This is a genomic window from Rhodococcus sp. P4_E4 (assembly GCF_056401575.1).
On the sequence record NZ_JBFUJB010000019.1, the window covers coordinates 343,718 to 362,835 of the forward strand.

Genomic DNA, 19,118 nt, shown 5'->3' on the forward strand with positions numbered 1-19,118 from the left:
GAGCTATGGGTGTCCAGACTAACGCGTCGACCGGTGGAACCTGGCAGGCGTCAGCCACGAACGATTCGGCGGAGTTTGCTCACCCGATCGGCGATCTCTCGCTCGTTGCCGTGTGCGGTGGGCTGGTAATAGTCGACACCCACCAGATCGTCCGGTGGATACTGTTGCCGCAGAACACCATCACGTGTGTCGTGCGGGTACTTGTATCCGACTGCGTTGCCCAATTGCTCGGCACCCTTGTAGTGCCCGTCACGCAGATGCGGCGGTACCAGTCCGGATTTTCCGGCGGCCACGTCGGCCATGGCTGCACCGAGAGCGGCGATCACCGCACCCGATTTGGGAGCCGTCGCCAGATGAATGGTGGCCTGTGCCAGCGCCAGACGAGCCTCCGGCATACCGATCAGCTGCACTGCCTGGGCAGCGGCGGTGGCAGTCTGCAGCGCCATCGGGTCCGCCATGCCGATGTCCTCGCTGGCATGAACCACCAGACGCCTCGCGATGAAACGAGGGTCTTCGCCCGCGGTCAGCATCCGAGCGAGGTAGTGCAGGGCGGCATCGACGTCGGAGCCGCGAATGCTCTTGATGAAGGCGCTGATGACGTCGTAGTGCTGATCTCCGGCACGGTCGTACCGAACCGCGGCCTTGTCGACACTGGCCTCGACGGTCGCGAGGTCGAGCACCACCGGGCCCGAAGAGTCACCGGCCGTGTCCAGTGCAGCTCCGGCAGCGGCCTCGAGTGCCGTCAGGGCTCGGCGTGCGTCACCGGCCGCCAGACGAACGAGGTGTTCCATCGCGTCGTCGTCGATCGCGATCGCTCCCCCGAACCCGCGCTCGTCGGCGACCGCACGCTCGAGCAGTTCCTGGACATCCGCAGCGGTGAGCGATTGCAGTTGCAGGACCAACGAGCGCGACAACAGCGCGGAGACGACCGAGAAGGACGGGTTCTCGGTGGTCGCGCCGACCAGGAGCACGATCCGGTTCTCGACCGCGGCGAGCAAGGCGTCCTGCTGGGTCTTGGAGAAACGATGGACCTCGTCGATGAACAAGACGGTCTGTTCGCCGTTCAGCAGACGGCGGCGGGCAAGTTCGATGACACCGCGGACTTCCTTGACGCCGGCGGACAGGGCAGACAGTGCCTCGAACCGACGGCCGGTAGCGCCCGAGATCAACGAGGCGAGCGTGGTCTTGCCGGTGCCGGGAGGTCCGTACAGGAGAACCGATGCGGCGCCGGACCCCTCGACCATTCTGCGCAGCGGAGCACCAGGGCCGAGCAGGTGCTGTTGACCGACAACTTCACCGAGGGCGAGGGGACGCATGCGGACGGCCAGAGGAGCTCCAGGCGGCACCGAGGACAATGCACGCTCGGCGACAGACACGACATCGGGTTCGTCGACGATCGCGGATTCCTCCGGAGTTGCCTCGAACAGACCGTCTTCCGCCACCACGCCGTCTTCCGCCACCACGCCGTCTTTCGCCCCCACACTGTCTTCCGCTTGCCAATCGCTCACGAATCGACGCTACTAGAGACCACCGACGCTTGACACAACCCGCGGTTCCGCCAGCCCTCACGTCCTCGGCAAAGGCGCTGTAATAGCGTTGTCGCCATGAGCACCTCCGAGATCGCCACCGTCCTCGCGTGGCACGATGCACTCAACTCCCAAGACATCGACACACTTCTGCAGTTGTCGAGTGACGACATCGAGGTAGGCGGCCCCAAGGGCGCGAGCCAGGGACTCGCTGCCCTGCGCGAGTGGGCCACCAACGCCGGCATCACGCTCGTCCCCGGGAAGATGTACGTCCACCACGGCGTGGTCGTCGTCGAACAGACCGCAACGTGGGCGGCCGAACCGGACAAGTCCGCGACCCTGGCCTCGGCTTTCCGAGTCGTGGCCGACCAGGTGACGTCGACGTTCCGCCATCCTGATCTGGCGACGGCCCTCGCGGCGACGGACCTGTCCGAGAACGATCTGGTCTCCGACAACTGAGCAGACTACCGAAAAAGGGCGCTCGTGCTGCATGCACGGGCGCCCTTCTGCGTGTGATCAGTCAGAGACTCAACTGAACTCGGTGCGCAGCGCCGCCACGACGTCGCGGGCGTGTGCCTCGACGGCGTCGTTGCCGGCGAGTTTCGCCGAACGCGCGAGTCTTGCCCAGCGTCCCACCAGTGCGTCGGCCCGTGGAATCGAGAGATAGTGCTCGCGGACAGCGGCGATACGTGAATGATCCTCGGGCAGGTACAGATAGGTGCTGAGCCAGACCCAGATGAGTTGGGCCTCGACGATCCTGCGCCCCAATTCGGCCTCGTCGGCCAGGGCCGGCCACATCCCGACGACCTCGGCCCGCCAGGCATCGACCATCGCCGACGCCCGCTCTTCGGTCAGGTCGATGTTGCACAGGCAACCGGGGAACGACACCAACGCGTAGGTGATGTCGAGGAGGGCGTCCCGGTAGCCACCCCACTCGTAGTCGAGGAACTGCACGCCGTCGTCGTTGACGATGATGTTGTCTGGGCACAGGTCCGACGGACTGAAGGCGCGGAATCGACCGCCACTGAACAGTGTCTGCGCGTGCCGAACCTGCTCGAGAATGTCCGAGCTCACATCGATGCCGAGACTTTCCACCAACATCGCGGGAACACCGGCCACTGCGCGTCCCACTTGATCCGCCACTTCATCGGAGCAATGGGCGACCTCGGCTCGACGCAGCAGTGCGGTGAAGTCGTCCTCACGGCCGACGGTCGCGGCGTGCATGCGCCCCATGGCCTGCGCCATGGCCATCAGCGTGTGAGTGACGGTGTCCGGGTCGGAGTCTTCGAGTCGGACGCTGATGGCGGTGGCGTCGCCGAGATCACTCAGGATCAAGAGGCGAGCATCGAGGTCGGACGCCAACAGTTCGGCGCCGGGGCGTGCGTCCTTGGCAAGCGCGTTGGCGAACTGATACGACACCGCTTCACGAAGGAAAGCGGTCTCGACGTCGAAGTCACCTTCGGACGCGGCGGGGAGCGCAATCGCGGTTTTGGTAGCTCCCTGGAAGTTGTCGCGGACCTGCTTGATCACCAGCGTTCGAGGCAGGGAGAACGGGTTCTCGGCGACACGTACGCGCAGCACGACGGTGCGGCCACTCCCCCCGAGATCGACTGGATCCACCAGGGTTACGGGTGCCCCTGTGCGGCGTGTCAGCAACTGCTCAGCAGCTGCGACGACTTCGGAAACGGGGTCTGCCAGTAATGCGGTCATCACCGACCAACTTACCCGTTAGTGACTCCGATCATGCCCAGCTCATCCACTCACAGCGGAGAATTCAAGCCCTCACAGCGACAGAAATTGCCGTCTACCTGCGGCGATGACAAAAGTCCCTAATCGCCACATCGGCACACAGTTCTCGCGAGAATTCTGCTGTCGGTGAGCAGAACTCCGAACCGGCGATGTCATGGAGTTTTGTCCTCGTCGACAAATCGAGAAATGCCTTTCAACGCTGCTTCGAATTCCTCGTCGGCCCGGGTTCTGACCCAGAGGACGAGCACGCAGGCAGTGACGATCCCGACCAGGTTGACAGCCAGTTGCAGCGACGACAACCCGGCGATCCGCCATTCTCCGTTTGCTGCCGCAACCACCGCGAAACCGGCGGCAGGAACCGTGGTGACGGAGATGAACACTCCGACCAAGGCAGCGGACTTCGACGAGACGAGTGCCAGCATCCCAGCCGCACCGGCAAGAAGCGCGACGACAAACGAGATGGGCCCGACCTTGTAGACGAAATCGACCTCGTGGAGCGATTCGAGACTCACGACGTCCATCCACCCGAAGAACTTCACCACGAACGTTGCGGCGAGAGTCACGCCCATCGCGATGGGGAATCCGACGGCGAGCGCGAGAATCGAACGTCGACGCAACCGTCGATCCCGCCGTACGAGTGCCACAGCCAGCGCGGCCAGCGGCCCGAACTCCGGGCCGACGACCATGGCGCCCACGATCGTGATCTGAGAGTCGGTGACAACGCCGATTGCCGCGAGCAGACATGCGATCGTCAGGAACGCGACGAACAATCCGTTGAGAGTTGATTCTTCCCGAGTGCGGGACAGCAATTCCTCCCACACGACGGAATCCGCGGGATCACCCGGCACGTCGCGCTCGGCTTTGCGCGCCGCCGCCGACAACACCGTCTCGACTGGTACGAGCGTCATTCCGCCGTCCTCGGCGACGCCGAGAGCGGTCAGAGCATCGACGACGTCGTTGGCCGCCTCACGGGCGACGTCGGCCTCCACCATGTCGCCGGCGGGATGAACCGCGACATCACGTAATACGACGATGTGTGTCGCGCCCCGCTGCGACGCGAGCGCACCGAGAACTTGCTCGGTGCGCTCGGTCGGGCAGATCACCCGCAAATGCAGCATGGCGATCCGGTGTCGGCTCTACTTGGCTTCGACGGCGTCGCCTTCGGACTTCTTGTCCTCTGACTTCTTCTCGGGCTTCGCGTCAATACCCGATTCCTTGCGCTGCTGCGCAGAAATCGGTGCCGGAGCATCCGTCAGCGGGTCGACGCCGCCACCGGACTTCGGGAACGCGATGACCTCACGGATGGAATCCATGCCGGCGAGGAGAGCGGTGATGCGGTCCCAGCCGAAAGCAATTCCGCCGTGCGGAGGCGCGCCGAAGGCGAAGGCGTCGAGAAGGAAGCCGAACTGCTCCTGCGCCTCTTCCTCGGAGATACCCATCACCTTGAACACTCGTTCCTGAATGTCCTTGCGGTGGATACGAATACTGCCGCCGCCGATCTCGTTGCCGTTGCAGACGATGTCGTAGGCGTAGGCGAGAGCGGAATCCGGATCGGTGTCGAACGTGTCGAAGAACTCCGGCTTCGGCGACGTGAACGCATGGTGCACGGCGGTCCAGGCGGAGTGGCCGAGAGCAACGTCACCGGATGCAGTGGCGTCGGCGGTCGGCTCGAACATCGGAGCGTCGACGATCCACACGAAGGCCCACGCGTCGGGATCGATGAGATCCTTCTTGCGGGCGATCTCACCACGGGCTGCGCCGAGGAGGGCGCGCATCGGCTTCGTTGCGCCGGCTGCGAAGAAGATGCAGTCACCCGGCTGAGCTCCGACGTGAGCAGCAAGGCCTTCACGCTCGGCGTCGGTCAGGTTCTTGGCAACAGGTCCACCGAGAGTGCCGTCTTCGCCGACCAACACGTACGCCAGGCCCTTGGCCCCGCGCTGCTTCGCCCATTCCTGCCAGGCGTCGAGTTGCTTGCGCGGCTGGCTTGCACCGCCGGGCATCACGACGGCGCCGACGTACTCCGCCTGGAACACGCGGAACGTCGTGTCCTTGAAGAAGTCCATGCACTCGACGAGTTCGATGTCGAAACGCAGGTCCGGCTTGTCGCTGCCGTAACGACGCATTGCCTCGGTGTAGGTCATGCGGTCGATCGGCGTCTTGATCTCGTGGCCGACGAGCTTCCAGAGCGCCGTCAGGATTTCCTCGGCAAGCAGGATGATGTCGTCCTGGTTGACGAAAGCCATCTCGATGTCGAGCTGAGTGAACTCGGGCTGACGATCGGCGCGGAAATCCTCGTCGCGGTAGCAACGCGCGATCTGGTAGTAGCGCTCGATGCCGCCGACCATGAGTAGCTGCTTGAACAGCTGCGGGCTCTGCGGCAGTGCGTAGAAGCTACCGGGCTGCAGGCGTGACGGTACGAGGAAGTCACGGGCACCCTCCGGCGTCGAACGCGTGAGCGTCGGAGTCTCGACCTCGACGAACTCGTGGTGCGCGAGTACGCCGCGCGCTGCAGCACTTACCTTGGAACGCAAGCGAATTGCGGATCCGGGCCCTTCACGACGCAAGTCGAGGTATCGGTACTTGAGGCGTGCTTCTTCGCCGACCTGATCGTCGAGCTGGAACGGCAGCGGTGCGCTTTCGTTGAGAACCTCGAGTTCGGTGGCGTTGACCTCGATTGCTCCGGTGGGGATCTCGAAGTTCTGGTTGCCCTCGGGGCGAACCTCGACCGTTCCGGTTACGCGAACGCAGTATTCCGCGCGCAGACGGTGCGCCTGCTCGGCCACGTCACCTGCCCGGAAAACTACCTGCGCAACTCCGGATGCATCACGGAGATCGATGAAGATCACTCCGCCGTGATCACGACGCCTGGCTACCCAACCGGTGAGCGTTACGGTCTGCTCTGCCTGCTCGGGTCGCAATGAACCGGCGAGATGTGTGCGCAGCACGGGATTCCTTTCGAACTACTTCCAATAACCGACGACCGACTACTTTGCCTGCGATCCTACGGAGCGAACTGCGCAGAGCGGAAACGCGGACCCGCATCCCATGCGAAGCTATCTCCAGAAGTGACGGCAAGCACTTGTTCACGACAGCAGAAAGCGGACATAGATGACCTTCAACGAGGGGGCCCGCGGCGAAGCGGGACGCGTTCAGGTTCAAGGCGGCGGGGGCGGCGGTGGCCGCGGCGGCAAGATCGCGATCGGCGGTGGCGCGGGCGGCATCATCGTTCTGATCCTGGCGCTGTTGTTCGGCGGTGACCCCGGCTCACTACTGGGCACGTCCACCGAAACTTCGAGTTCGTCGACCGGACTGTCGTCGGTCGACGAGTGCACCGGCGCTCAGGCAAACGCCGATGTGAACTGCCGCGTCACACTGACCGTCGGAAGCCTCGACGACGTTTGGGAACAGCAGTTGGTCAAGCAGACCGGCACGGCGTACGTGCGACCTGAAGTCATTCTGTTCAGCGGTTCGGTCAACACCGGTTGCGGCCAGGCGTCGAGTGATGTCGGTCCGTTCTACTGCCCGGCGGACCAAACGGCGTACTTCGATACGAGCTTTTTCCAATTGCTCGTCGACCGTTTCGGTTCCAGTGCCGGACCGCTCGCACAGGAGTACGTGGTCGCTCACGAGTTCGGACATCACATCCAGAATCAACTCGGCGACATCGGCCGCGCGCAGGCCGACCCGCAGGGTGAGCAGTCGGGTGCGGTTCGCACCGAACTCCAGGCCGATTGCTACGCAGGCGTCTGGGCGCATTTTGCCGACACGATTCCCGATCAGGCGACCGGTCAACCGTTCCTGAAGCCCTTGTCAAAAGACGACATTCGCGACGCGTTGTCCGCCGCCTCGTCGGTGGGCGACGACCGTATCCAGAAGTCCACGACCGGTCGGGTCAACCCCGAAGGTTGGACACACGGTTCCTCCGCACAGCGTCAGGCGTGGTTCATGACCGGATACCAGACGGGCCAGATCTCGTCGTGTGACACGTACTCGGCGCGGGATCTGAACAATCCGCCCGATCTGAAGCGGTAGAGAACCTCCGAAATACCATCCCGCCGACAATTTTTTCTGTCTTGACAGATTTGATTGTCGGTGGGATGGTTTTCTCATGTTGGAAGTTGCAGTCATCGATCGTCCCGCAGCTGCCGAGGCCTCGCTCGATCCGATCCGCCAACGGATTCTGGCTGAACTGGCAGTCCCGGCATCAGCATCCTCGCTGGCACCCCGAGTGGGCTTGACGCGCCAGAAGATCAATTACCACTTGCGCACTCTCGAGGAACACGGACTCGTCGAACTCGTCGAGGAGCGCAAGCGGGGAAACATGACGGAGCGGATCATGCAGGCCAGCGCCGCGTCGTACGTCATCTCCCCCGCTGCAATGTCGGCGCTCGCGCCGGACCCGAGCCGGTTCCCGGATCAGCTCTCGGCGCGCTGGCTCGTCACTCTCGCGGCGCGGATCGTCCGAGAGGTCGGCGAACTGATCGCCGGCGCAACTGCGGCCGGAAAACCGTTGGCGTCCTTTGCCATCGACAGCGACATCACCTTTGCCACGGCGGCCGACCGCGCCGCCTTCGCCGGCGAACTCGGCGAGTCGGTCAACTCACTCGTGGCCAAATACCACGACGGCAATTCCGAAGCCGGGCGCAAACACCGCTTGGTTGTCGCCCTGCATCCCAGTCTCACCACACGCCACGTCACCACACCCGAAACGGAGCAGTAGCGATGTCCGAGAAATTCGAAATCCGCCGCGAGGTGGTCGTCCCCGGAACTCCCGAGCAGATCTGGGCCGCAATCTCGGCAGAGACGGCCGGCTGGATGTTCCCGTCCCCGCTCGAAATCCCTGCGGACGGCAGTAGTCCGGACAGCCCGATCATCGCGACGTGGGAGCCGCCCCGCGAGCTAGCCATCCACATGCAAGGCCCCGACGGCTGGTTCAACAACCTCGAGTACGTCGTCGAGGCCCGCGACGAGAGCACCGCCGTTGTCCGCTACGTCCACGCCGGAGTGTTTGCCGAGGACTGGGACAACCAGTACGACGGCGCGAGTAAGCACACGGACTTCTACCTGCACAGTCTCGGCCAATACGTGCGGTACTTCGCCGGCAAACCCGTCACCTATGTCTCAGCCGAAGGCCCGGAATCCTCTTCCTCGCCGCAAGCGATGGGAACGCTTCGCAGCGCCCTCGGAATCACCTCGGGCACCGCTGTCGGTGAAGCCGCGTCGGTGGAAGTCCCCGGAATCGGAACCGTCGACGCGATTGTCGACTACATCAACGACTGGTTCATCGGCTTGCGTACCGAGGACGCATTGCTGCGGTTCTACGGACGAAACGCCTTCGGCGGCACCGTCGACGCGGCCCATCACCTCTTCGCAGAGGGCGCTGACGGTGGATCAGCAACGACAGCGTGGCAGGCCTGGCTCGACGGCGTGTTCGCCTGAGTCGTCACACTCCCCGCTCTGCTGACACGCGACCGTCGTCGATCGCGGTCAGCAAAGCGGCATGATCGCGTGCGTTGCGTTTGGCGTAGGAAGCCGCGAACTCCCCGATCGCGAAATCGAATTCGGTTCCGTCACCGAGATATTCGGCGATCGCAATCCGATCGGACGAGCGAGCATGCGCATAGGCCAGGACCCTCGCGCATAGTCGCCCGTAGAGTTCCATCCCTTCAGGTTTCATGGTTTCGATGACCGCTGATCCCTTGCCGTCCCGAAGTTGGCGGATGTAGAAGTCGTGCTCATCCTCGTCGAGTCCCGGTCCGCGCTCCCACCCCAGGAAGATGTCACTGGTGGCCTGCATCAGGCGCTGCCCGTTCACTACTCGTTCACCCTCGTTGGAGAAGGTGGGGCCATCGACGTACGCCGAGAGAACGGACGGCTGCGCCTCCTTGACCTGCAGGATCAACGGATCGTCGTCGTCGACGCCTTTCATCAGGATCATCCACGCGCGCGTTCCGACGCTCCCGACACCGACAACTTTCCGCGCGATGTGCGTCATCTCGAAGCTTTCGAGCAACACCCGACGGTCCCACTGCAACGTGCTTCGATAGGAACGAACGCGCTGACGTAGCAACTCCTCGATCTGAGTGAGGTCGGTGCCCGCGAACAATTCCTCTGCCGGCACGATCAGCGGCGGGTCACTGATGAACCGCCTTCTCCCGTCGACGATTTCGGTGAATTTGCCGGCCGCCTGAGCGCTGTCTCGGCGACGAGCCTTGTCCAACGTCGCCTGGGTCCGCTCGAGCATTCGCTTCTTCAAATCGACGCGAAGTTCTTCCAGTCCGTCTTCGGGTGCGATGTGCGCGTACCAAACTGCGAGGTTCCCCAATCCTGCCTGAGCGATCAGGGTTTCGCGATACTCGGCCGCACACCCGCGAACGATCTTCTTACGCTCTTTGCCGGAGTATCCGTTGTCCTTCGCTGCGATCGCCAAACTGGCGGCCAGCCGTTTCACGTCCCATTCGAACGGCCCCGGGTACGTTTCGTCGAAGTCGTTGATGTCGAACGCGAGCTTTCGCTCGGGCGTCGCATAGATACCGAAGTTGCTCAGGTGTGCGTCGCCGCAGAGTTGGCTGTTCAGGCCGGAATCAGGGCTTCGGGACAAGTCGTCCGTCATCACCAGGGCAGCACCACGGAAGAACGAGAACCGGGACGCCGACATGCGCCCGTATCGGATGGGCACCAGGTCCTGTACCCGCGACTTCGCCTGCAATTCCAGCAGTGATATCGGATCGCGGTCACTCTCTGTCAGATCCGCGAGCGCGGCCAATGGCGTATCTCTACGCGCCTGGCGGCCGCGCGCCCGCCTCTCGTCGACAGTGGGATGCTCGGTACGCACTGCTGTCATCTGCCCGACCTTTCACTCGCAACGGCTATCGCTACGAACTCGACGCGTCGGGCGTCGTTCGGCCTCCTGATCCGCGCGCTGCGCGTACCAGGAGTTCCGGACTTGACACCAACGCCTTGCGCCACGGAAGTACCCCGTCGATCTCGATCTGAATCGACAGGCTCAACACGGTCCGAATCAGAACGATCATGCCCAGAACTGCGGCGTCGGTCAGCGACGGTGAAGACGTCACAGTCTTCACCAGATCAGCGGCGACAAGGATCTCGAGCCCGAGAAGGATGACCGCACCCATCGTCTCGCGCAGAGTGCGAAACGCTGAACTACCGTCGCGCGTTCGACTCCAGGCGCGCCCCGCGATCACGAATGCGAACACGAACCCGAGGACCATGGCGACAACACCGAGTACTTCGAACCATTCGGTGACAAGCTCGAAGAACCTGATTTTGTCCATGATCATGATTCTCGAGGTAATGCACCGATAAGTCGAGGTGACACGACGGAGTCAGCTGAAGATCCGCTCGATGTCGTCGAGTCGCAGCTCGGTCGCGCGAGGAGAATAGCCCGAGCCCCACAGGCTGTCGTCGACGTAATGGACGTTCCCCGAGCGGACAGCGGGAAGACGCTCCCAGAGCGGGTTCATTGCCAACTGCGCGCGGACGTCCTGCTGGTCCTGGAATGCACCCACGATGATCACGTCGCTGGTCACCTGATCGAGTTGCTCCGCTGTGAGTGTGCGGGTGAACTCCTCCGATGTAGCTCGATCGCCCGGGAAACCGAGAGCATCGAGAAGAGCGTCGACCTGGTTGTAGACGACACCGTTTTCGCCGGTACGCAGCAGCGTCACCGACGGTAGCGAGCCGAGGGCCGAGAGCCGATCCTTGATTGTGAGGAGGCGCTCTTCCGTTCTCGCGTTCAATTCCGCAGCAGCTTCTTCCCGTCGGACCGCGACGCCCATCGAGGTGACCAACTTCTTCATCTCGTCCCACGTGAGGTACCCGTTGAAGCCGGCGAACACTGGAACACCGGTCGCAGAGAGTTCGTCGTAGGACTTTGCCGCATAAGCATTTCCGGCGGTCAGGAGCATGACGATCAGATCCGGCGACGCGCCGATGATCGCTTCCTTGTTCCACGTTCCCGCCGTGCCGAGGTTCGGGATGTTCGCCGCCTCCGGCATCGTGCGCAACACCGCGTCGCCGCCCACCCCTTCGAGACCGAAGAAGCCGCCGACGATCTTCTCCGGCGGCACACCGAGGTCGAGGACCGTCGCCATGGCGCTGACGTGGGCGATGACCATTCGCTGCGGATCCGACGGAATCTCGACTCTGCCCGTCTCATCCTGCACTGTGACGAGACCACTTGGCGCCGAGCCGTTTTCGTCGCTGCTGCACGCTGCCAGCAATGTCGCAGCCGCGACACCGAGCCCGGCGCCGAGGAATCCCCTGCGTGTCAGCGCATCGACGATGCGTTCCCACTGCTCGTCTGTATCGAGTGTGGTGTTATCGAGTGCGGGCGCCAGGCAGATCGAGTTCGGCACAGTTCGGTCCATTCGTTCGAGCGGTCGAAGATCTCCTCGATTGTGGCTATCGAACCGTCGAAACTGAACAGGATTTCGAGCCGACATCTATCGCTGTCCGGTCACACCTTCTTGACGACGCTCGACTTCAATTGCATCGGTCCGATGCCGTCGACCTTGCAGTCGATGTCGTGGTCGCCAACGCCCTGAACAAGGCGGATGTTGCGCACTTTCGTACCTGACTTGATGCCGGTCGGACTGCCCTTCACCTTGAGCGTCTTGACGACCGTCACCGTGTCTCCGTCCGCAAGGATGTTGCCTACGGCATCTTTCACCACACCCAGTTTCACCACACCCGAGTCCTCGCCGGCACTATCGGTCGGCGCCCACTCGTGCGCGCAGGACGGGCAGACCATCAACGCGCCCATCTCGTAGGTGTATTCGCCGGCGCATTCGGGGCAAGGGGGCAAGGTGTCTTCCACGCGGTTCATCCTATCCACCAGGCACCCGATCCCCATTTTTGCATTTCATGAGGCATTCTTGGGCGAAATATTGCATTCGATGAAACTTTGCACTCTGTGCAATTATGGATGAAATGGGAACCGAAACTCTCGGATTGCGCGAACGAAAACGAATTGCGACGAGGCAGCTGATCGAGCACACTGCCGTCGAACTCGTCCTCGACCTGGGCTATGACGAAGTGACCGTCGAGAAGATCTGCGAGGCCTGCAATCTGTCGACCCGCACGTTCTTCAACTACTTCCCCACCAAGGACGCGGCGATCGGTGGGCTCATGCTCGTCGTGCCAAGTGAGGCAACCATGCTCACGCTCATCGGCGAGCACCCGGACGATCCGCTGCGCGGCGCCCTCGCGGTCTTCGAGGCGGCGATGCAGATCGTCGACGAGCGACCCGATCTGCTCGCGCATCGACGCGAATTGTTCGAACGTCATCCCACGCTGTTGCAACAACATCTGGCCACCTTCCACGATCTTGAAGACACGCTCACCCGGATCCTCACGCGGGAGTTGTCGCACAGAACCGAGTATCGCCGCCTGCACTCGGATACAGCCGCTGCCGACGAAGCCACGGCAACGGTCATCACCGCAGGCGCCGCGATGCGTTACGTCTTCCGAAAATGGCAGAACAGTGAACGGGCAAGCCCCAGAACCGACTTGCTTGATCCGGCACTACTCCTGATGGCTCGAATACTCAGGTCCGAGAGCTGATCCACACTCTCTCGCACCAGCTGTCACTCAACTAAGGAACTACATGTCCACTCGAGAAGCTGCGACCGTCGAGCCCGACGGCACGCATACCGATACCGAGGCCGCGCCGGACAAACGGTCGATCATCCTCGTTTTTGTCGGGCTTATGATCACGATGCTTCTGGCATCGCTCGACCAGATGATCTTCAGCACCGCGCTCCCGACCATCGTGGGTGAATTGAACGGCGTCAACCACATGGTCTGGGTGACGACGGCATACATCCTCGCCTCGACCGTCATGATGCCGGTGTACGGAAAACTCGGTGACCTGATCGGGCGCAAGGGCCTCTTCATCGGCGCCATCAGCATTTTCATCGTCGGTTCGGTGATCGGCGGTCTGTCCCACGACATGACCACACTCATCGCTGGTCGAGCCGTGCAAGGACTCGGCGGCGGCGGATTGATCCTGCTGTCCCAGGCGATCATCGCCGACGTCGTCCCCGCCAGGCAACGCGGCCGGTACATGGGTGCGATGGGCGGCGTGTTCGCACTGGCTTCGGTTGCCGGCCCCCTTCTCGGTGGATGGTTCACCGAGGGCATCGGCTGGCGCTGGGCATTCTGGATCAACATCCCCCTCGGGCTCCTCGCCATCGCGAGCGCAATGGCATTCCTTCACCTGCGGAAGCCGAACCTCGGCAAGCCTCGCATCGACTATCTGGGAATGGTCTTGGTCGCAACGGCCGCAACCTGTCTGATCCTGTTCACCACTTGGGGCGGCAACACCTACGCCTGGGGGTCAGGCGTCATCATCGGGTTGATCATCGGCTGCATCGTGACCGCAGTGGCGTTTGTCTTCGTCGAGAAGCGTGCTGACGAACCGGTAATTCCGATGCACCTGTTCGCTCAACGAAACTTCGTGTTGACCACGGTCGCGGGTCTGATCATCGGCATCGCGATGTTCGGTGCGCTCGCCTACCTGCCGACCTACATCCAGATGGTGACCGGTAAGAACGCCACCGAAGCAGGACTGATGATGATTCCGATGATGGCAGGCCTGCTGGTCGCCTCCATCGGATCCGGTCAGCTGGTCAGCAAGACCGGCCGCTACAAGATCTTCCCCATCGTCGGAACATCCATCGTCGCAGTCGCTCTTGTCCTGCTCTCACGTCTGACGCCGTCGACCTCACTGCTGGTCTTCGGTTGCTACATCGCACTCATGGGTATCGGCCTCGGCCTCGTCATGCAGATCTTGATCTTGATCGTGCAAAACACCTTCCCCGCGGCCGAAGTGGGAACGGCCACCGCGTCGAACAACTTCTTTCGTCAGATCGGTGCGTCGTTGGGCAGCGCGATCGTGGGCAGCCTGTTCGCCTCGCGTCTGACCAATCTCCTGGCCGAGCGACTCCCGGCGAATGGCGGCGCGGTCGGTGGTGACGAGAACTCCTTGACCCCGGGAATCCTCTGGAAGTTGCCCAGCCAGGTTCGCGAGATCATCGTCGGTGCGTACAACGACGCGCTGGCGCCGATCTTCCTGTATCTCGTCCCCTTGGTCATCGCGGCAGTTGTCCTGTTGCTCTTCGTCAAGGAGAAGCCACTCGCGACAACGATCGATCGCTCGGCACCCCCGCTCGACTAATTGACTATCGTGGCGTGATGTCGCACGCACCGAATACGCCCAGACGCACTCTCGCTGTTCTGGGCGTATTCGGCGTTGTGGTGGTCGTAGTTGTCGCCGGCGCACTGTGGTGGTTCGCGCGCGGCGACGACGCTCTTGCCGGCGAGAATCTCGATTCGTTCCCGGCCGTCGACCACAGCATTCTCAGCGCTCAGCAGAGTGCGCTACTGGGCGTCCTCGAGCAGGAGTGGGAGTCAGGGAGTCCCGGCACCAAATACGCCGAGGGTGTCGAAGAATCGTGGTGTGCCGATTTCGTGAGCTGGTCGATGAACCAGATCGGCACGCCGTTCTCGAACCCCAACTCAGGGTCGTGGCGCATCCCCGGGGTGTACACGCTGCAGGAGTATTACGAGTCCGTCGACGCGTTTGTCCCCTACGGTCAGGACTACCAGCCCAAGGTCGGCGACACGATCCTGTACGGCGACTCGAGCCCCTTCGGCCAACACGTCAACGTCGTTCTGGTCAACGACGGCGGCACTCTGACGACCGTCGGCGGCAACGAGAACAACAAGGTCATGCTCCATCGCATCGTCCCGTCGGAAGTCCCGGGGATCGTCGGGTTCGGCGTCATCTGAGCCACCCCCGCCGTCGTTGCTTGATGGTTCTTGCGATGTGCAGAGGTGAGGCTACAGATTCGGGGTTGCCGTTGGATGGCACTTGCTATCAACCAATATTCGGATAATTCCGTGTTTCCGTCATTGACAGATATTAGACATCTGTGAAGAAGTTTCCCTGCCAACTAGATTCGTATCCAGCTGTCCCCCACCCAGAACAGGAATTCGATGCGCCCTGGTGAGCTCACCACTCTCGAGCAGATACAACTCATGGCCCGCGCGGCTGCTACGCAGGCCATGAGCACGCCGTCGATGCTCTGGCTGCGGCTCGGCCGCTACCCCACTCGCACACCCGAGCTGCGCAAACGCCCACTCCCGGACACCAAGCTGTGCAGCGAAGCGCTCGATCACGCCAGAGGAACCCTCTCCCCCGCGGTCTTGAACCACAGCCTGCGCTGCTGGATCTGGGCCGACGCCTTCGCGCAGATCGATGCGATCGAGTACGACCCCGAAGATCTCTTCACTGCGTGCGCCCTTCACGATGTCGGACTGGGCGCAGAAGGATCGGCCGAGCACGGGTGTTTCACCTACATCAGTGCCGCAGACGCAGAAGAACTCGCGACCCGAGTGGGAACTTCGGAGAGGTCGGTACGGCGAATCGGCGAAGCGATCCGTCTGCACATGGATCTGACCGTCGACCGCGGCGCGGGCGCTGACGCCTATCTACTGCATGCCGCAGCGCATTTCGACGTTGCCGGTCGGCGTGCGCCCGAAATTCCGCGAGCAACTGTTCATGCAACAATCGCGGAGTACCCGCGAACAGGGTTCACCGACGAGTTCGCGCAATCGATGCGGCGCGAGGTCGAGCTCCGTCCGCACTCTCGCGCGGCGACGCTCTGGAGATCGGGAATGGCCCTGCCGTTGCGTACCAATCCCCTGGATTGGAAGAGCCGGTAACTACGAAAAGTCCTCGAGCACTGCAGTTCGCGGTCCTCCGACGTTCCCGGTATTCACCACGCCGACGGGTTCGATCAACATCACCTCCGCTTCTTCCTCGGCGATCGGGCAATGTTCGACTCCGCGAGGTACCACGAACAGTTCACCGGGCCCCAGTGGAACATCGCCGTTTCGGAGTTGGATTCGAATCTGCCCCTTCGTCACCAGGAACATTTCGTCGGTGTCGGTGTGGGAGTGCCAGACGAATTCACCTTTGATCTTGACGATCTTGATCTCGTAATCATTGAGGACCGCAATCTTCTTGGGCGACCAGTGCTCGGTGAACTGACCGAACTTCTCGCGGAGCGATACCGCTGTTGCCGAACTGTTCATGTTGTTCCTCCCTCGGGCGCGCCACCACCGCGATGACGACCCCGCCACTCTTCGTCACCCGCGGCAGCTGCGTCTTGTACGTTTCTGACATGGATCCCCGCGGCGCACAGATCACCGCGTGGGCACCGGGCCTCGCGGGAATCACCGAGGTCTTCCATGCCGATTTCGTCGGACACGCCTATCCCAAACACACGCACGATCAGTGGTCTCTGATGCTCGTCGACCGCGGCACGATTGCATACGACCTCGATCATCGCGCTCATGGCGCAGCACCCGAGATCGTGACTCTGTTGCCGCCAGGCATCGCACACGACGGAGTTCCGGTCACCGAGGCCGGATTTCGTCAACGAATCCTTTACCTCGACACGTCAGTTCTCGGCGAGGTCCTCATAGGCCCGGCGGTGGACAGCCCCGAGATTCGAGACCCTCTACTGCGCCACCGCATCGATCAACTGCACTCTGCACTCGGCCCGGACGGCGAATCACTCGAAGCCGAAAGTCGCCTGAGGTTCCTCGCTGAAAGATTGAACAAGATCCTCACACCGGCCACAGGTCGATCCCTTCACACGCCGACCGTTGACGAACGCGTTGCCGATCAACTTCGGGACCTGCTCGATGCGCGACTCACAACGGGAATCACGATGCGGGAAGCGTCGAACATCCTGCAACGGAACCCCACGTATCTGATCAAGAACTTCGCGAAGCATTTCGGGCTTCCGCCTCACAAGTACGTGACGGGACGTCGGATCGATCTGGCGCGACGCGCAATCCTCGCCGGGCGCGAATTGGCGGACGTGGCCGTCGACGTCGGATTCCACGATCAATCCCACCTGTCGCGGCACTTCGTCAAGCATGTCGGGGCGCCGCCCGGTAAATACGCACTGAACGTGGTCGGCAGAGCGCGCTAGTCGAAGCACCTGGCACCGGTTTCGTCGAGCAGACACTGGTTCCGGTCAGCTGGTGCCTGTGTCCACTGAATGAAAACGGTGTCAGGTCCCAACGATCAAGCAGCCGTCTCGAGGTCGACCAGGAGGAGGTCCTCGCGCCGCGGCCCGTATTCACGATCGGTCAGCTGATACGAGCGCAACGCGCGAGGCGCGCGGGCCAATTCGTAGAACCGCTCGGACCCGGACACGAACTGCCTCGATGCCCAACCCCAGTTCGGGCCGTGCGGAAACTTCGGGTCGGGCAGCATGTCGGACTCCATCGACATCAGCCGTAGACGGCGAACCACTCCGGTAGTGGAGGCATTCTCGTCGAAATCGGTCCACGCCTGACGGGCATTTGTGTCGTCACGAGGAGTTCCGGCGCGTAGTTGCAAAGCGCCCGCGGCTTCGATCCGAGACGGCAACGGTAGTTCGGCGTCGAACATGAATTGCAGTGCGCCGACGCGAGCGATCGCCGGCTGGACCGGCTCCCGGATGTCTGACCCCTCGCAAGGCAGTCTCCACATCAATGGTTTCGAACTCGTTCGCACTTCCGCCGTCAAGAGCCACGCCGGCTCGACTACCGCCCACCTGCTCGGGCTGTCGACATTCCAGGAGAGTCCCCACCGGACGGTCTCCCCCAATTCCGGAGGAACGAACCACCGAAGACTCAGAGCGTCGACCACTACCGGCGTGATCATCGTGTCGAAGTTCGCCGACGCACCGACCACTCGACCGGCTCCACCGCATCGTCCAGCCCGAGAACCACGCGAGCTGCATTGCGCCCTTGATCAAACAGGGACTGGCGAACTGTGGTCAAGCCGGCGTCCGATGCGGCTGTTGTGTCGTCCCATCCGACGACTGCGACATCGTCGGGCAGCGCGAGGCCGAGTTCACGGATCGCGTCCAGAACCCCCAGAGCCAGTTCGTCACTCATCGCCAAGATGACATCGGGCCTTCGGCCCTCGGGAACGTCGAGAAGGGACCGAGCCATCCGCGCACCCTCGCTCCGCTCGTTGACGGTGACGACCCCCACCCGCACCGAGGGCCAATCGAGGCCCGCGTCGCGGACGGCGCGCTCGTAGCCCTCGAGCCGATGGCGGGACACCGGAAAGAAGGCTTCACTTGAAACCACGTCCATCCGAATCTCGGACCGACGCTCACGATCCCACGGAAGGCTGATCACCGCGGGCCGCTGCGCCCCCGACAACCCGACTGCCGCGATCGCAACGGCGCCGGCAACATCGTCCATCCCGACGAGATCCACACCCTCGTGCAACGGCCCACCCTGGATGCATGCGGGTTTTCCGGTGCCGACAATCGCGTCGAGGATGGGATCGTCGAAGACGGTGGTCCAGACGACAAAACCGTCTACTGCCGCGTCGCGAACTCTGTCGACGTCTCCCGGTTTCCCCGAGTTCGGCAGCATCATCAGCCCGGCGTTCGCATCCAGGCACGCTTCGGCGACTCCCGAGAGGAATCGCCGAGCTACTGCGTCTTCGAAGGCGTACGTCAGCTTCTCGCTGAAGACGACCGCGATGTTGTTGAATTTCCCGCTCCGCAAGGACTGCGCCGCCCGGTTAGGGCCCGCGTACTCGAGCTCTTCGGCGGCGGCGAACACCTTGGCTCGCGTTGATTCAGACACGCGCTCGGGCTGTGCGAAGGAGTACGACACCGACATCACCGACACGCCTGCGGCCTTGGCGACGTCGGCCATCGTCGGTCGACTCGAACGCTGCGCACGTATGGCCATGAGCATCAGCATAGCGAGTGCAAAATATCCATTGCGCAGGTG

General features: G+C 62.6%; 20 protein-coding genes. 9 read left to right on the forward strand and 11 right to left on the reverse strand.

Going from position 1 to position 19,118, the window contains the following annotated elements; all coding sequences use genetic code 11:
- Window positions 1–50 precede the first annotated feature (50 nt).
- A complete protein-coding gene (locus AC1DVN_RS21785) occupies window positions 51–1,397 on the reverse strand; it encodes a replication-associated recombination protein A (protein ID WP_371335442.1) in 1,347 nt (448 codons plus the stop codon).
- 207 nt (window positions 1,398–1,604) lie between these two features.
- Between AC1DVN_RS21785 and AC1DVN_RS21790 the strand changes: the two genes are divergently transcribed.
- Window positions 1,605–1,985: a nuclear transport factor 2 family protein gene (locus AC1DVN_RS21790; RefSeq protein ID WP_019748359.1), complete on the forward strand. Its 381-nt coding sequence runs from the start codon at window positions 1,605–1,607 to the stop codon at window positions 1,983–1,985.
- A 69-nt stretch (window positions 1,986–2,054) separates the two neighbouring features.
- Here AC1DVN_RS21790 and AC1DVN_RS21795 read toward each other — a convergent pair whose 3' ends face one another.
- From AC1DVN_RS21795 to aspS, 3 genes are all read right to left on the reverse strand, one after another.
- On the reverse strand, window positions 2,055–3,236 hold the full coding sequence (locus tag AC1DVN_RS21795; protein WP_021344212.1) for a protein kinase family protein: 1,182 nt from the start codon (window positions 3,234–3,236) through the stop codon (window positions 2,055–2,057).
- A gap of 191 nt (window positions 3,237–3,427) precedes the next feature.
- The gene (locus tag AC1DVN_RS21800; RefSeq protein ID WP_019748357.1) at window positions 3,428–4,393 is read right to left on the reverse strand and encodes a DUF389 domain-containing protein; all 966 of its coding nucleotides are present in this window, start codon (window positions 4,391–4,393) and stop codon (window positions 3,428–3,430) included.
- Between the two features lie 18 nt (window positions 4,394–4,411).
- A complete protein-coding gene (aspS, locus tag AC1DVN_RS21805) occupies window positions 4,412–6,220 on the reverse strand; it encodes an aspartate--tRNA ligase (RefSeq protein ID WP_477994215.1) in 1,809 nt (602 codons plus the stop codon).
- 163 nt (window positions 6,221–6,383) lie between these two features.
- Between aspS and ypfJ the strand changes: the two genes are divergently transcribed.
- From ypfJ to AC1DVN_RS21820, 3 genes are all read left to right on the forward strand, one after another.
- Window positions 6,384–7,307, forward strand: a complete 924-nt coding sequence (gene ypfJ / locus AC1DVN_RS21810) for a KPN_02809 family neutral zinc metallopeptidase (RefSeq protein ID WP_003945028.1) — start codon at window positions 6,384–6,386, stop codon at window positions 7,305–7,307.
- 76 nt (window positions 7,308–7,383) lie between these two features.
- The gene (locus AC1DVN_RS21815; RefSeq protein WP_092764036.1) at window positions 7,384–7,995 is read left to right on the forward strand and encodes an ArsR/SmtB family transcription factor; all 612 of its coding nucleotides are present in this window, start codon (window positions 7,384–7,386) and stop codon (window positions 7,993–7,995) included.
- A gap of 2 nt (window positions 7,996–7,997) precedes the next feature.
- Window positions 7,998–8,714 carry an SRPBCC family protein gene (locus tag AC1DVN_RS21820; RefSeq protein ID WP_092764037.1) on the forward strand — a complete coding sequence of 239 codons (717 nt, stop codon included), beginning with the start codon at window positions 7,998–8,000 and terminating at the stop codon, window positions 8,712–8,714.
- Window positions 8,715–8,718: 4 nt separating this feature from the next.
- Here AC1DVN_RS21820 and AC1DVN_RS21825 read toward each other — a convergent pair whose 3' ends face one another.
- The 4 genes from AC1DVN_RS21825 to AC1DVN_RS21840 form a co-directional block, all read right to left on the reverse strand.
- Entirely contained in the window at window positions 8,719–10,119 is a 1,401-nt protein-coding gene (locus AC1DVN_RS21825; RefSeq protein WP_477846746.1) for a DUF2252 domain-containing protein, read from the reverse strand.
- Window positions 10,120–10,150: 31 nt separating this feature from the next.
- Window positions 10,151–10,570, reverse strand: coding sequence for a DUF1622 domain-containing protein (locus AC1DVN_RS21830; RefSeq protein ID WP_007728052.1), 420 nt, complete (start codon window positions 10,568–10,570; stop codon window positions 10,151–10,153).
- 51 nt (window positions 10,571–10,621) lie between these two features.
- Window positions 10,622–11,653, reverse strand: coding sequence for an ABC transporter substrate-binding protein (locus tag AC1DVN_RS21835; RefSeq protein ID WP_225989526.1), 1,032 nt, complete (start codon window positions 11,651–11,653; stop codon window positions 10,622–10,624).
- A gap of 101 nt (window positions 11,654–11,754) precedes the next feature.
- Window positions 11,755–12,114: a zinc ribbon domain-containing protein YjdM gene (locus AC1DVN_RS21840; protein ID WP_020969567.1), complete on the reverse strand. Its 360-nt coding sequence runs from the start codon at window positions 12,112–12,114 to the stop codon at window positions 11,755–11,757.
- A gap of 113 nt (window positions 12,115–12,227) precedes the next feature.
- On the opposite strand from AC1DVN_RS21840, the gene AC1DVN_RS21845 reads away from it, so the two are divergent.
- From AC1DVN_RS21845 to AC1DVN_RS21860, 4 genes are all read left to right on the forward strand, one after another.
- Entirely contained in the window at window positions 12,228–12,860 is a 633-nt protein-coding gene (locus tag AC1DVN_RS21845; RefSeq protein WP_024487257.1) for a TetR/AcrR family transcriptional regulator, read from the forward strand.
- Between the two features lie 43 nt (window positions 12,861–12,903).
- On the forward strand, window positions 12,904–14,475 hold the full coding sequence (locus AC1DVN_RS21850; RefSeq protein WP_477846747.1) for an MDR family MFS transporter: 1,572 nt from the start codon (window positions 12,904–12,906) through the stop codon (window positions 14,473–14,475).
- Window positions 14,476–14,492: 17 nt separating this feature from the next.
- Window positions 14,493–15,089, forward strand: a complete 597-nt coding sequence (locus AC1DVN_RS21855; protein ID WP_180279591.1) for a CHAP domain-containing protein — start codon at window positions 14,493–14,495, stop codon at window positions 15,087–15,089.
- A gap of 207 nt (window positions 15,090–15,296) precedes the next feature.
- Complete coding sequence (locus tag AC1DVN_RS21860) at window positions 15,297–16,025, forward strand: HD domain-containing protein (protein WP_477846748.1); 729 nt, start codon at window positions 15,297–15,299, stop codon at window positions 16,023–16,025.
- Here AC1DVN_RS21860 and AC1DVN_RS21865 read toward each other — a convergent pair whose 3' ends face one another.
- The gene (locus tag AC1DVN_RS21865) at window positions 16,026–16,397 is read right to left on the reverse strand and encodes a cupin domain-containing protein (RefSeq protein ID WP_020969562.1); all 372 of its coding nucleotides are present in this window, start codon (window positions 16,395–16,397) and stop codon (window positions 16,026–16,028) included.
- A gap of 89 nt (window positions 16,398–16,486) precedes the next feature.
- Between AC1DVN_RS21865 and AC1DVN_RS21870 the strand changes: the two genes are divergently transcribed.
- Entirely contained in the window at window positions 16,487–17,305 is an 819-nt protein-coding gene (locus AC1DVN_RS21870; RefSeq protein ID WP_097387384.1) for a helix-turn-helix domain-containing protein, read from the forward strand.
- 95 nt (window positions 17,306–17,400) lie between these two features.
- Here AC1DVN_RS21870 and AC1DVN_RS21875 read toward each other — a convergent pair whose 3' ends face one another.
- Window positions 17,401–18,054, reverse strand: coding sequence for a hypothetical protein (locus AC1DVN_RS21875; RefSeq protein ID WP_477846749.1), 654 nt, complete (start codon window positions 18,052–18,054; stop codon window positions 17,401–17,403).
- The gene (locus AC1DVN_RS21880; protein WP_283308943.1) at window positions 18,021–19,076 is read right to left on the reverse strand and encodes a LacI family DNA-binding transcriptional regulator; all 1,056 of its coding nucleotides are present in this window, start codon (window positions 19,074–19,076) and stop codon (window positions 18,021–18,023) included. The genes AC1DVN_RS21875 and AC1DVN_RS21880 overlap by 34 nt, the downstream gene beginning before the upstream one ends.
- Between the last annotated feature and the right edge of the window lie 42 nt (window positions 19,077–19,118).